Annotated in this window: 3 protein-coding genes, 1 tRNA gene and 5 rRNA genes; 1 reads left to right on the forward strand and 8 read right to left on the reverse strand. The window is 43.5% G+C overall.

What is annotated here, in order from left to right; translation table 11 throughout:
• Window positions 1–75 precede the first annotated feature (75 nt).
• The gene (gene cueR / locus HWV01_RS22130) at window positions 76–471 is read right to left on the reverse strand and encodes a Cu(I)-responsive transcriptional regulator (protein ID WP_249185405.1); all 396 of its coding nucleotides are present in this window, start codon (window positions 469–471) and stop codon (window positions 76–78) included.
• Window positions 472–535: 64 nt separating this feature from the next.
• Window positions 536–2,944 carry a heavy metal translocating P-type ATPase gene (locus tag HWV01_RS22135; protein ID WP_211673514.1) on the reverse strand — a complete coding sequence of 803 codons (2,409 nt, stop codon included), beginning with the start codon at window positions 2,942–2,944 and terminating at the stop codon, window positions 536–538.
• Between the two features lie 287 nt (window positions 2,945–3,231).
• On the opposite strand from HWV01_RS22135, the gene pgi reads away from it, so the two are divergent.
• Window positions 3,232–4,869 carry a glucose-6-phosphate isomerase gene (gene pgi / locus HWV01_RS22140; protein WP_211673515.1) on the forward strand — a complete coding sequence of 546 codons (1,638 nt, stop codon included), beginning with the start codon at window positions 3,232–3,234 and terminating at the stop codon, window positions 4,867–4,869.
• A gap of 206 nt (window positions 4,870–5,075) precedes the next feature.
• Here the strand turns inward: pgi and rrf (HWV01_RS22145) are convergent.
• From rrf (HWV01_RS22145) to HWV01_RS22170, 6 genes are all read right to left on the reverse strand, one after another.
• Window positions 5,076–5,191, reverse strand: a 5S ribosomal RNA gene (gene rrf / locus HWV01_RS22145).
• 153 nt (window positions 5,192–5,344) lie between these two features.
• Window positions 5,345–8,238, reverse strand: a 23S ribosomal RNA gene (locus HWV01_RS22150).
• Window positions 8,239–8,529: 291 nt separating this feature from the next.
• Window positions 8,530–10,074: ribosomal RNA gene (locus HWV01_RS22155) — 16S ribosomal RNA — on the reverse strand.
• Between the two features lie 921 nt (window positions 10,075–10,995).
• Window positions 10,996–11,111, reverse strand: a 5S ribosomal RNA gene (gene rrf / locus HWV01_RS22160).
• A 137-nt stretch (window positions 11,112–11,248) separates the two neighbouring features.
• Window positions 11,249–14,142: ribosomal RNA gene (locus HWV01_RS22165) — 23S ribosomal RNA — on the reverse strand.
• Together the 16S, 23S and 5S rRNA genes with 1 tRNA gene alongside form the textbook arrangement of a ribosomal RNA operon.
• 220 nt (window positions 14,143–14,362) lie before the next feature.
• Window positions 14,363–14,438 (reverse strand) — tRNA-Glu (locus HWV01_RS22170).
• Between the last annotated feature and the right edge of the window lie 33 nt (window positions 14,439–14,471).

Below are 14,471 nucleotides of genomic sequence, written 5' to 3' on the forward strand. Positions count from 1 at the left end.
AAAACCTTTTATTTCACAAATATTTTGTCGTGTTATTTACTGCTTAGTTTACTGGAAAGTAGGCAACAGTGATATTTATTCAATAGAAAGCTGATCTAAAATAGCGCACTCTGAAGAGTTATCGCCCTTACAAGAAGATGCTAATGATAATAGCGTACTGTGCATGCCTTGTAATATTGCAATACGTGCTTCGATATCGGTAATTTTTTCTAACGTTAATGCCTTTACCTGAGCCGCTGTACGCTCTTCACTTTTATAGAGGTGCACTAATTCTTTGCATTCTTCAAGATTAAACCCTGCATCTCGCGCCCGCTTCACAAAATTTAACTCATCAATAATGCGTTTATCATAATAACGGTAACCATTATCCCCCCGAATAGGTTCAGAGGTTAAAGCAATACTTTCGTAATAACGGATCGTTTTTGTTGATAAACCAACTTCTTTTGCTACTGAACTAATATTTTTCATCATATAACCTGCTACTTTATTGTTTCAAGGCAATCAAGCTTGTCTAATCGATAATGCTTCAATATATTTATTGGTGAACAAACTTAGGCTGCCAACGCTTAATCAGTAGTGAATTCGACAATACTGCAATACTGCTAAATGCCATTGCCGCGCCTGCGATCTCAGGACTTAAATAGCCAACTGCAGCCAACGGAATACCAATAAGGTTAAAAATAAATGCCCAAAATAAATTTTGTTGGATCTTACGCCAAGTTATTTTCGAAATATCCATTGCTGCAGAAACCAAACGAGGATCATTTCTTAATAAGGTAATATTTGCAGTTTCCAGCGCGACGTCCGAACCAGATCCCATCGCAATGCTAATATCCGCTTGAGCTAATGCAGGCGCATCATTAATCCCATCACCAACCATGGCAACTGTTTTTCCAAATAGTTGTAGGTCTTGGATGTAACTTGATTTGTTTTCAGGTTTTACCTGCGCATAATAGTGATCTATTTTTAGTGCTGCAGCAATTTTTTCTACCGCCATCGCATTATCACCACTCAGCATTATCGTATTAATTCCAGCTTGTTGTAACAATGCAATCGCAGCCCTACTTTCAACACGTAAGGTATCAGCTATAAGAACTAAACCAACAAGATGACCATCTATTGCAATCCACATTTCTGAGCCGGTATGTTCACTTAATTCAACAAGTAACGAATCACCAGCTTTAGTGCTAACGCCCTCTGCGAGCATTAATTCGCGATTACCAATCAAAACTTTGTCTTCTTCAACATTCCCCTTGATACCATAGCCGATGATAGTTTCAACTTGAGAGGCGGGTAATAATTTAAGTCGCTTGTCTTGTGCATAACTGATAATCGATTTTGCTAACGGATGTTCACTGAACTGTTGAACAGCCGCAGCACTGCTAATTAAAACCTCTTCATCATAATCAAAGCAATGTACAGCGGTAACCTTGGGCTTACCCTGTGTTAACGTGCCAGTTTTATCTAACATTACATCGGTAATTTTATGTGCTTTTTGCAAGGTATCTATATCTTTAATTAAAATACCTTGTCGTGCAGCAGATCCGGTCCCAGTAACTAATGCTGCTGGCGTTGCAAGACCCAAAGCACAAGGACAGGCAATAACTAATACCGCTACAGCAGAAATTAAACCATTTTCAAAGTCATCAAAGCCAAAATACCAGACTAAAAATGTCAGCGTAGCTATGGTTAATACAACCGGAACAAAAATATTACTTATCTTATCAACTAATTGCTGAAAAGGAGCTTTACCCATTTGGGCAGTTTCGACAAGAGAGATAATTTTATTTAAGCTGGAATCGTTACCAACCGCATTGACCTTTAACAGTAAAACGCCAGTGCCATTAATAGAGCCACCAATAAGCGTTTGTCCAGGCTGTTTTACTACCGGTAGGCTTTCTCCAGTGATCATAGATTCATCTAGTTCGCTTTGACCATCGATAATAACGCCGTCTACTGGTATTTTTTCGCCCGCAAGAACCCTAACTTCATCCCCAATGACGACTTCTTCAATAGGGAGTTTTAGCCATTCATCCCCACGTTTTACGTTAGCCACTTCCGGCCTCAACATCATCAGAGCATTAATAGCCGAAGACGTATTTTGTTTCGCATTCTCTTCTAAGAATTTACCAAGACTTATTAAAGTAATAACAACCGCACTGGCTTCAAAATACAGCGCACCTTGTGCACTTTCACCTATCGTTAAAAATAAATATAAACTATAGAAATAAGCAGCACTGGTACCTGTAGCAACAAGTACATCCATATTTGCACTACCATTTTTTAATGAATTATATGCACCTAAATAATAACGACGACCAATAATAAATTGGATTGGTGTGGCTAATAATAATTGCAGCCATACGGGGATAAGGAAGTTAATATCACTAACAAACATAGTTAGCATGCCAGCAACTAAAGGCAAGGTTAATAAAACAGAGATGATCACAAATAGCAGCTGCTGCTTATTTTTTCTTTTGAATTCGACTTCTCTGGCCAATAAATTTTCTGTTTGTGACACCATACTCCCGCGATTAACAGTAGCTTTATAGCCGAGGTGAATGATCAAGTTAATAATATCCGCAGGAAGGACAGCTCCAGAAAAATACGTTACGGTTATTTTCTCGCTCGCAAAGTTAGCATCAACGCTTAAAATGTGCTTGTTTACTAATAATTTAGATACGGTTTTTGCCGCGCAATTAGCACAAGACCAACCTCCGACAGAAAGTGATAATGATTCGGTATGATAGTAATATTTTTTATCATCTAAAATCGCTTTAACAGTATGACTTGTTGCGGTATCAGTTATATTTATCTGTGCACTCTTAAGCGCAAAATTAACGCTAGCTTGAATACCGTTTTCAGCATTTAGCGCGGCCTCTAATTTTGATGCACAGCCCGCACATGACATACCATCGATAGCAATTGAAACTGTTTTAGACATAACGAAAAAACCCGATTAGTGATAATATAAATAGAATATAACCTTTACCCTTAGTGTAAGGTCAAGGCGTTAATTTCGCGATTTATTATTCAAGAGTTTTGTAACATCTCGTAAAAACGCGATATCCCTAGCATTAACAACAATATTTTTATGAAAAACAATCATCATGTAAGAAAATTACTTATATAATTAGAGTACAGCTGAATGAAGCGCCTTAAAACATCTTCATCTGTCTTATATGTAGATTAATTACCAAATTCCATTTAGTAAAAGTGAAAAATAAAATCATGAATCCAACAGAAACGAATGCTTGGCATGCCTTACAAGCACACTATTTAGACATGCAAAAAACAAATATCAGTACTTTGTTTTCGAATGACGCGAATAGATTCGAACAATTCTCAAAGCAATTCAATAATGATATTTTATGCGACTTCTCTAAAAATATAATCACCCAATGCACACTGAAAAAATTAACTGCACTTGCGCATGAGATGGATTTACCCGCAGCTATTAATGCGATGGTGTCAGGTGAACAAATCAACCAAACTGAAAAAAGAGCAGTATTACACACCGCACTTAGAAATCGCAGTAATACACCGGTAATGGTTGATGGCGAAGATATAATGCCAGCTATAAATGCGGTCCTAATTCAAATGAAAGCATTTTGTCAGGACATCATTAGTGGAAATTGGAAAGGATATACAGGTAAATCAATTACAGATATCGTCAATATCGGTATTGGTGGTTCTGACTTAGGTCCTTATATGGTTACAGAAGCATTAAAACCATATAAAAATCATCTAAACATGCACTTTGTTTCAAATGTTGACGGTACCCATATAGCAGAAACATTAAAAGGCTTAAATCCTGAAACAACATTATTTTTAATTGCATCAAAAACATTTACGACACAAGAAACGATGACGAATGCACACAGTGCACGATCATGGTTCTTGGCGAATGCTGAAAGTGAAGAGCATGTTGCATCTCACTTTGCAGCATTATCAACAAATGCAGTCGCTGTTCAAGCGTTTGGTATCGATACCAAAAATATGTTCGAGTTTTGGGATTGGGTTGGCGGTCGCTATTCACTTTGGTCAGCAATTGGTTTATCGATTGCACTGAGTATTGGCTTCGATAATTTCGAAGAGTTACTCAGCGGTGCACATGAAATGGATAAGCATTTTATTGAAACACCGTTGGAAGATAATATCCCAGTTATTTTGGCATTAATTGGGGTTTGGTATAACAACTTTTTCGGTGCTGAAAGCGAAGCTATTTTACCTTACGATCAGTATATGCATCGTTTTGCTGCTTATTTCCAGCAAGGTAATATGGAATCAAATGGTAAGAGTGTTGATCGTGATGGCAAAGCCGTTGATTACCAAACAGGTCCTATTATCTGGGGTGAACCAGGGACAAACGGTCAACATGCTTTCTATCAATTAATCCACCAAGGCACAAAACTTATCCCATGTGATTTTATTGCGCCAGCACAATCACATAATAAGATCTCAGATCATCATGTAAAACTAATGTCGAACTTCTTTGCACAGACAGAAGCGTTGGCGTTCGGTAAATCAAAACAAACAGTGATTGATGAATTAACAAATTCAGGTATGTCAGAAGCAGACATTGCCACACTAGCTGAGTTTAAAACGTTTACAGGCAATAACCCAACCAACTCTATTTTATTCAAACAACTGACACCTAAAACACTTGGTTCGTTGTTAGCCATGTATGAACATAAGATCTTCACACAAGGTATTATATGGAATATTTTTAGTTTTGATCAATGGGGTGTTGAACTAGGTAAGCAATTAGCCAATCAAATTTTACCAGAATTAAATGATGATCAATTAATTGATAGTCATGATAGTTCTACAAATGGTTTAATCAATACATTCAAGGCATGGCGCTAATCCATTAACGATAAAGATATTACGCTCTACTTAGCCTAATAAAAATGCACAAAAACCAGCCCACGGCTGGTTTTTTATTGTCTATCTCTGGGCTTAATTCAAGCCAGCGTAAAGTTTGTAATTTAACATAAGCAATATCCTTATCTTTAAATTACAGACACAAAAAAGCCGATATCATTGCTGATATCGGCTAATTCTAATTTGGCGCTTGGCGATGCCCTACTCTCACATGGGGAAGCCCCACACTACCATCGGCGTTATTACGTTTCACTACTGAGTTCGGAATGGGATCAGGTGGTACCGCAACACTATGGTCACCAAGCAAATTTGGTTTGCTTTCTATATAGAAACTTACGTTTCATTTTTAAATCTGAAAAGCTATAAATAAAGAAGTCTTTAAAACCTATCTTTCGATAAATAGTAGTGTTCTGTCTATTCTTAAGTCGATATTTCAATTAATCATACTTTAATTTGTATGGTTAAGCCTCACGGGTAATTAGTACAAGTTAGCTCAATGCCTCACAGCACTTACACACCTTGCCTATCAACGTTGTAGTCTCCAACGGCCCTTCAGGGAGCTTAAAGCTCCAGTGAGAACTCATCTCGAGGCCTGCTTCCCGCTTAGATGCTTTCAGCGGTTATCAGTTCCGAACTTAGCTACCGGGCAATGCTATTGGCATAACAACCCGAACACCAGTGGTTCGTCCACTCCGGTCCTCTCGTACTAGGAGCAGCTCCTCTCAATTCTCAAACGCCCACGGCAGATAGGGACCGAACTGTCTCACGACGTTCTAAACCCAGCTCGCGTACCACTTTAAATGGCGAACAGCCATACCCTTGGGACCAACTTCAGCCCCAGGATGTGATGAGCCGACATCGAGGTGCCAAACACCGCCGTCGATATGAACTCTTGGGCGGTATCAGCCTGTTATCCCCGGAGTACCTTTTATCCGTTGAGCGATGGCCCTTCCATTCAGAACCACCGGATCACTAAGACCTACTTTCGTACCTGCTCGACGTGTCTGTCTCGCAGTTAAGCTGGCTTATGCCTTTGCACTAACCACATGATGTCCAACCATGTTTAGCCAACCTTCGTGCTCCTCCGTTACTCTTTGGGAGGAGACCGCCCCAGTCAAACTACCCACCAGACACTGTCCGCAACCCCGATAAGGGGCCTACGTTAGAACATCAAACGTACAAGGGTGGTATTTCAAGGTTGACTCCACATCATCTAGCGACAATGCTTCAACGTCTCCCACCTATCCTACACATGTAGGTTCAATGTTCAGTGCCAAGCTATAGTAAAGGTTCACGGGGTCTTTCCGTCTAGCCGCGGGTACACTGCATCTTAACAGCGATTTCAATTTCACTGAGTCTCGGGTGGAGACAGCGTGGCCATCATTACGCCATTCGTGCAGGTCGGAACTTACCCGACAAGGAATTTCGCTACCTTAGGACCGTTATAGTTACGGCCGCCGTTTACCGGGGCTTCGATCATGAGCTTCGACCTAAGTCTAACCCAATCAATTAACCTTCCGGCACCGGGCAGGCGTCACACCGTATACGTCATCTTTCGATTTTGCACAGTGCTGTGTTTTTAATAAACAGTTGCAGCCACCATTTCTCTGCGACCAACAATAGCTTACGGAGCAAGTCCTTCACCATCATTGGCGTACCTTCTCCCGAAGTTACGGTACCATTTTGCCTAGTTCCTTCACCCGAGTTCTCTCAAGCGCCTTAGTATTCTCTACCTAACCACCTGTGTCGGTTTGGGGTACGATTCTCTTATATCTGAAGCTTAGAGGTTTTTCCTGGAAGCCGGGTATCAACTACTTCATCTCCGTAGAGACTCGTCATCAGTTCTCAGCCTTAATGTACGCCCGGATTTACCTAAGCATACAGCCTACAACCTTAAACATGGACAACCATCGCCATGCTAGCCTAACCTTCTCCGTCACCCCATCGCAATATAAGTGAGTACAGGAATATTAACCTGTTTCCCATCGACTACGCCTTTCGGCCTCGCCTTAGGGGTCGACTCACCCTGCCCCGATTAACGTTGGACAGGAACCCTTGGTCTTTCGGCGTGGAGGTTTTTCACCCCCATTATCGTTACTCATGTCAACATTCGCACTTCTGATACCTCCAGCAAGCTTCTCAACTCACCTTCGACGGCTTACAGAACGCTCCTCTACCATGCAAAGAACAAGTCTTTGCATCCGTAGCTTCGGTGGTATGTTTAGCCCCGTTAAATCTTCCGCGCAGACCGACTCGACCAGTGAGCTATTACGCTTTCTTTAAAAGATGGCTGCTTCTAAGCCAACTTCCTGGCTGTCTGAGCCTTTCCACATCGTTTCCCACTTAACATACACTTTGGGACCTTAGCTGACGGTCTGGGTTGTTTCCCTTTCCACGACGGACGTTAGCACCCGCCGTGTGTCTCCCGCGATTGAACTTATTGGTATTCGGAGTTTGCAAAGGGTTGGTAAGTCGGGATGACCCCCTAGCCTTAACAGTGCTCTACCCCCAATAGTTAGACGCGAGGCGCTACCTAAATAGCTTTCGAGGAGAACCAGCTATCTCCCGGTTTGATTGGCCTTTCACCCCCAGCCACAAGTCATCCGCTAATTTTTCAACATTAGTCGGTTCGGTCCTCCAGTTGATGTTACTCAACCTTCAACCTGCCCATGGCTAGATCACCGGGTTTCGGGTCTAATCCCAGCAACTATTCGCGCAGTTAACACTCGGTTTCCCTACGGCTCCGCTATTCGCTTAACCTTGCTACTGAAATTAAGTCGTTGACCCATTATACAAAAGGTACGCAGTCACAGAACAAGTCTGCTCCCACTGCTTGTACGTATACGGTTTCAGGTTCTATTTCACTCCCCTCACAGGGGTTCTTTTCGCCTTTCCCTCACGGTACTGGTTCACTATCGGTCAGTCAGTAGTATTTAGCCTTGGAAGATGGTCCTCCCATATTCAAACAGCATATCACGTGTGCCGTCCTACTCGATTTCACAGTAAGGTCGTTTTCATGTACGGGACTATCACCCTGTATCGTGAAACTTTCCAGAATCTTCCACTAACTTCCAAACTGCTTAAGGGCTAGACCCCGTTCGCTCGCCGCTACTAAGGGTATCTCTATTGATTTCTTTTCCTCGGGGTACTTAGATGTTTCAGTTCTCCCGGTTCGCTTCGTAACGCTATGTATTCACGTTACGATACTCTACAAAGTAGAGTGGGTTCCCCCATTCGGAAATCTGTGGATTAACGCTTTTTATCAACTCCCCACAGCTTAACGCAGATTAACACGTCCTTCATCGCCTCTGACTGCCTAGGCATCCACCGTATACGCTTAGTCACTTAACCATACAATCTAAAGTCGACCGTACAATTGAAATAACTAGGTATTATCTAGTTTTTTTCGCCTCAAGAATACTCAAGAACACTATATTGTTATTGCCGAAGCAATAACGTGTTTTAAGAACTTCTTTATTTATTCAGCTTTCCAAATTTTTAAAGAGCAATTTGCTAAAAAGCAAAGATAAACAAGCGATTGCTTATCTTTGCTTACTAGCGTCTTACTATTAGTAAGACATACTATTCAACTTTCTATTCAAGCAATTTGTGTGGGCACTTACAAAAATTAACAACTTTACGTAAGGAGGTGATCCAGCCCCAGGTTCCCCTAGGGCTACCTTGTTACGACTTCACCCCAGTCATGAACCACACCGTGGTCATCGCCCTCCCGAAGGTTAAGCTAATGACTTCTGGTGCAGCCCACTCCCATGGTGTGACGGGCGGTGTGTACAAGGCCCGGGAACGTATTCACCGTGACATTCTGATTCACGATTACTAGCGATTCCGACTTCATGGGGTCGAGTTGCAGACCCCAATCCGGACTACGACGCACTTTATGGGATTCGCTTACCATTGCTGGTTTGCAGCCCTTTGTATGCGCCATTGTAGCACGTGTGTAGCCCTACTCGTAAGGGCCATGATGACTTGACGTCGTCCCCACCTTCCTCCGGTTTATCACCGGCAGTCTCCTTAGAGTTCCCACCATTACGTGCTGGCAAATAAGGATAAGGGTTGCGCTCGTTGCGGGACTTAACCCAACATTTCACAACACGAGCTGACGACAGCCATGCAGCACCTGTCTCATAGTTCCCGAAGGCACCAATTCATCTCTGAAAAGTTCTATGGATGTCAAGAGTAGGTAAGGTTCTTCGCGTTGCATCGAATTAAACCACATGCTCCACCGCTTGTGCGGGCCCCCGTCAATTCATTTGAGTTTTAACCTTGCGGCCGTACTCCCCAGGCGGTCTACTTAATGCGTTAGCTTAAGAGCCCAGTTCTCAAGGAACCAAACTCCGAGTAGACATCGTTTACGGCGTGGACTACCGGGGTATCTAATCCCGTTTGCTACCCACGCTTTCGCATCTGAGCGTCAGTTACTTGCCAGGTGGCCGCCTTCGCCACTGGTATTCCTTCAGATCTCTACGCATTTCACCGCTACACCTGAAATTCTACCACCCTCTCAAGAACTCTAGTTTGCCAGTTCGAAATGCAGTTCCCAGGTTGAGCCCGGGGCTTTCACATCTCGCTTAACAAACCGCCTGCATGCGCTTTACGCCCAGTAATTCCGATTAACGCTTGCACCCTCCGTATTACCGCGGCTGCTGGCACGGAGTTAGCCGGTGCTTCTTCTGCGAGTAACGTCACAGTAGCAGAGTATTAATCTACTACCTTTCCTCCTCGCTGAAAGTACTTTACAACCCTAAGGCCTTCTTCATACACGCGGTATGGCTGCATCAGGGTTTCCCCCATTGTGCAATATTCCCCACTGCTGCCTCCCGTAGGAGTCTGGACCGTGTCTCAGTTCCAGTGTGGCTGATCATCCTCTCAGACCAGCTAGGGATCGTCGCCTTGGTGAGCTCTTACCTCACCAACAAGCTAATCCCACTTGGGCTCATCTAGTCGCGAGAGCTTTCAAGAAGAGGCCCCCTTTCACCCGTAGGTCGTATGCGGTATTAGCAGTCGTTTCCAACTGTTGTCCCCCTCGACTAGGCAGATTCCCAAGCATTACTCACCCGTCCGCCGCTCGACGCCAGAATAGCAAGCTATTCTTCGTTTCCGCTCGACTTGCATGTGTTAAGCCTACCGCCAGCGTTCAATCTGAGCCATGATCAAACTCTTCAATTAAAAGTTTTTTGACTAATCGCCTAAGCGATTAAGTCGGCTCAATGAATTCTGTACTTCAACAACAAACCGAAGCTTGTTGTTTATAAAACCAAATCTTTCGATTTAATTTAATGTTCACAATTACATTGATATAATTTTTGGTCATTATATCTCTGCAAGTGCTCACACAGATTGCTTGAATAAATTGTTAAAGAGCAGTGACATCAACGCTTTGCGTCTTAGTCAGGCTGCGTATTCTACGCAAACCAGATTCGAAGTCAAGCACATATTTATGCTTTATTCAGGACGTTTAAAAAGTAACCTAAGTTCTTTTTAAACACCTTACTGAGCGGCTGTTGCCGTGTCAGTGGGATGCATTATAGGGATTTAGATCACATTAGCAATCCATTTTATGCACTTATATTGATTTAATATTTAATGCAGGAAAAACCAGCAATAACACGTGCATTAACGATCACGATTCATACGAACGGTGATAATTACAGCATAATATGATTGGCCTGAACTTGCGTTACAGATTTACTTTAAGGGTAATACTATCGAGTAAGGATATTAAGTCTAGTCCTTAGCGTCCAATTACGCCATTTTACAGCCAAAATAAAACGGCTTTAGCATAAATAAATTATTACACGTGTATATTCCGCGATAATAAGACCCGATATTCAGTTCAGCGAAAGAGAACTGCGTATTTTTGCAAGCTAGCACCTGTACATTATCGCTGACTTTAATTAATCCGACTTTAAATACACAAAAACCAGCCATCGGCTGGTTTTTTATTAGTTGGAATACGTTTATAGCAACCGACGCAGCAGGTTAAGCTCGGTATTTTTAATTCAAACGCGCAATAATCACATCACAGCTGTAAATTACAGACACAAAAAAGCCGATATCATTACTGATATCGGCTCTCTCTAATTTGGCGCTTGGCGATGCCCTACTCTCACATGGGGAAGCCCCACACTACCATCGGCGTTATTACGTTTCACTACTGAGTTCGGAATGGGATCAGGTGGTACCGCAACACTATGGTCACCAAGCAAATCTGGTTTGCTTTCTATATAGAAACTTACGTTTCATTTTTAAATCTGAAAAGCTATAAATAAAGAAGTCTTTAAAACATAAAGTGTTCTGTTTATTCTTAAGTCATATTTCAATTAATCATACTTTAATTTGTATGGTTAAGCCTCACGGGTAATTAGTACAAGTTAGCTCAATGCCTCACAGCACTTACACACCTTGCCTATCAACGTTGTAGTCTCCAACGGCCCTTCAGGGAGCTTAAAGCTCCAGTGAGAACTCATCTCGAGGCCTGCTTCCCGCTTAGATGCTTTCAGCGGTTATCAGTTCCGAACTTAGCTACCGGGCAATGCTATTGGCATAACAACCCGAACACCAGTGGTTCGTCCACTCCGGTCCTCTCGTACTAGGAGCAGCTCCTCTCAATTCTCAAACGCCCACGGCAGATAGGGACCGAACTGTCTCACGACGTTCTAAACCCAGCTCGCGTACCACTTTAAATGGCGAACAGCCATACCCTTGGGACCAACTTCAGCCCCAGGATGTGATGAGCCGACATCGAGGTGCCAAACACCGCCGTCGATATGAACTCTTGGGCGGTATCAGCCTGTTATCCCCGGAGTACCTTTTATCCGTTGAGCGATGGCCCTTCCATTCAGAACCACCGGATCACTAAGACCTACTTTCGTACCTGCTCGACGTGTCTGTCTCGCAGTTAAGCTGGCTTATGCCTTTGCACTAACCACATGATGTCCAACCATGTTTAGCCAACCTTCGTGCTCCTCCGTTACTCTTTGGGAGGAGACCGCCCCAGTCAAACTACCCACCAGACACTGTCCGCAACCCCGATAAGGGGCCTACGTTAGAACATCAAACGTACAAGGGTGGTATTTCAAGGTTGACTCCACATCATCTAGCGACAATGCTTCAACGTCTCCCACCTATCCTACACATGTAGGTTCAATGTTCAGTGCCAAGCTATAGTAAAGGTTCACGGGGTCTTTCCGTCTAGCCGCGGGTACACTGCATCTTAACAGCGATTTCAATTTCACTGAGTCTCGGGTGGAGACAGCGTGGCCATCATTACGCCATTCGTGCAGGTCGGAACTTACCCGACAAGGAATTTCGCTACCTTAGGACCGTTATAGTTACGGCCGCCGTTTACCGGGGCTTCGATCATGAGCTTCGACCTAAGTCTAACCCAATCAATTAACCTTCCGGCACCGGGCAGGCGTCACACCGTATACGTCATCTTTCGATTTTGCACAGTGCTGTGTTTTTAATAAACAGTTGCAGCCACCATTTCTCTGCGACCAACAATAGCTTACGGAGCAAGTCCTTCACCATCATTGGCGTACCTTCTCCCGAAGTTACGGTACCATTTTGCCTAGTTCCTTCACCCGAGTTCTCTCAAGCGCCTTAGTATTCTCTACCTAACCACCTGTGTCGGTTTGGGGTACGATTCTCTTATATCTGAAGCTTAGAGGTTTTTCCTGGAAGCCGGGTATCAACTACTTCATCTCCGTAGAGACTCGTCATCAGTTCTCAGCCTTAATGTGCGCCCGGATTTACCTAAGCACACAGCCTACAACCTTAAACATGGACAACCATCGCCATGCTAGCCTAACCTTCTCCGTCACCCCATCGCAATATAAGTGAGTACAGGAATATTAACCTGTTTCCCATCGACTACGCCTTTCGGCCTCGCCTTAGGGGTCGACTCACCCTGCCCCGATTAACGTTGGACAGGAACCCTTGGTCTTTCGGCGTGGAGGTTTTTCACCCCCATTATCGTTACTCATGTCAACATTCGCACTTCTGATACCTCCAGCAAGCTTCTCAACTCACCTTCGACGGCTTACAGAACGCTCCTCTACCATGCAAAGAACAAGTCTTTGCATCCGTAGCTTCGGTGGTATGTTTAGCCCCGTTAAATCTTCCGCGCAGACCGACTCGACCAGTGAGCTATTACGCTTTCTTTAAAAGATGGCTGCTTCTAAGCCAACTTCCTGGCTGTCTGAGCCTTTCCACATCGTTTCCCACTTAACATACACTTTGGGACCTTAGCTGACGGTCTGGGTTGTTTCCCTTTCCACGACGGACGTTAGCACCCGCCGTGTGTCTCCCGCGATTGAACTTATTGGTATTCGGAGTTTGCAAAGGGTTGGTAAGTCGGGATGACCCCCTAGCCTTAACAGTGCTCTACCCCCAATAGTTAGACGCGAGGCGCTACCTAAATAGCTTTCGAGGAGAACCAGCTATCTCCCGGTTTGATTGGCCTTTCACCCCCAGCCACAAGTCATCCGCTAATTTTTCAACATTAGTCGGTTCGGTCCTCCAGTTGATGTTACTCAACCTTCAACCTGCCCATGGCTAGATCACCGGGTTTCGGGTCTAATCCCAGCAACTATTCGCGCAGTTAACACTCGGTTTCCCTACGGCTCCGCTATTCGCTTAACCTTGCTACTGAAATTAAGTCGTTGACCCATTATACAAAAGGTACGCAGTCACAGAACAAGTCTGCTCCCACTGCTTGTACGTATACGGTTTCAGGTTCTATTTCACTCCCCTCACAGGGGTTCTTTTCGCCTTTCCCTCACGGTACTGGTTCACTATCGGTCAGTCAGTAGTATTTAGCCTTGGAAGATGGTCCTCCCATATTCAAACAGCATATCACGTGTGCCGTCCTACTCGATTTCACAGTAAGGTCGTTTTCATGTACGGGACTATCACCCTGTATCGTGAAACTTTCCAGAATCTTCCACTAACTTCCAAACTGCTTAAGGGCTAGACCCCGTTCGCTCGCCGCTACTAAGGGTATCTCTATTGATTTCTTTTCCTCGGGGTACTTAGATGTTTCAGTTCTCCCGGTTCGCTTCGTAACGCTATGTATTCACGTTACGATACTCTACAAAGTAGAGTGGGTTCCCCCATTCGGAAATCTGTGGATTAACGCTTTTTATCAACTCCCCACAGCTTAACGCAGATTAACACGTCCTTCATCGCCTCTGACTGCCTAGGCATCCACCGTATACGCTTAGTCACTTAACCATACAATCTAAAGTCGACCGTACAATTGAAATAACTAGGTATTATCTAGTTTTTTTCGCCTCAAGAATACTCAAGAACACTATATTGTTATTACCGAAGTAATAACGTGTTTTAAGAACTTCTTTATTTATTCAGCTTTCCAAATTTTTAAAGAGCAATTTGCTAAAAAGCAAAGATAAGCATTAACTGCTTAGCTTTGATTTTTAATCAGAAAGAAAAGTGGTATCCCGTACGAGATTTGAACTCGTGTTACCGCCGTGAAAGGGCGGTGTCCTAGGCCTCTAGACGAACGGGACACTATTTACTTTCTACGTTTGGATTTCATCCCA

The organism is Moritella sp. 5, assembly GCF_018219455.1.
Classification (GTDB): Bacteria; Pseudomonadota; Gammaproteobacteria; order Enterobacterales; family Moritellaceae; genus Moritella.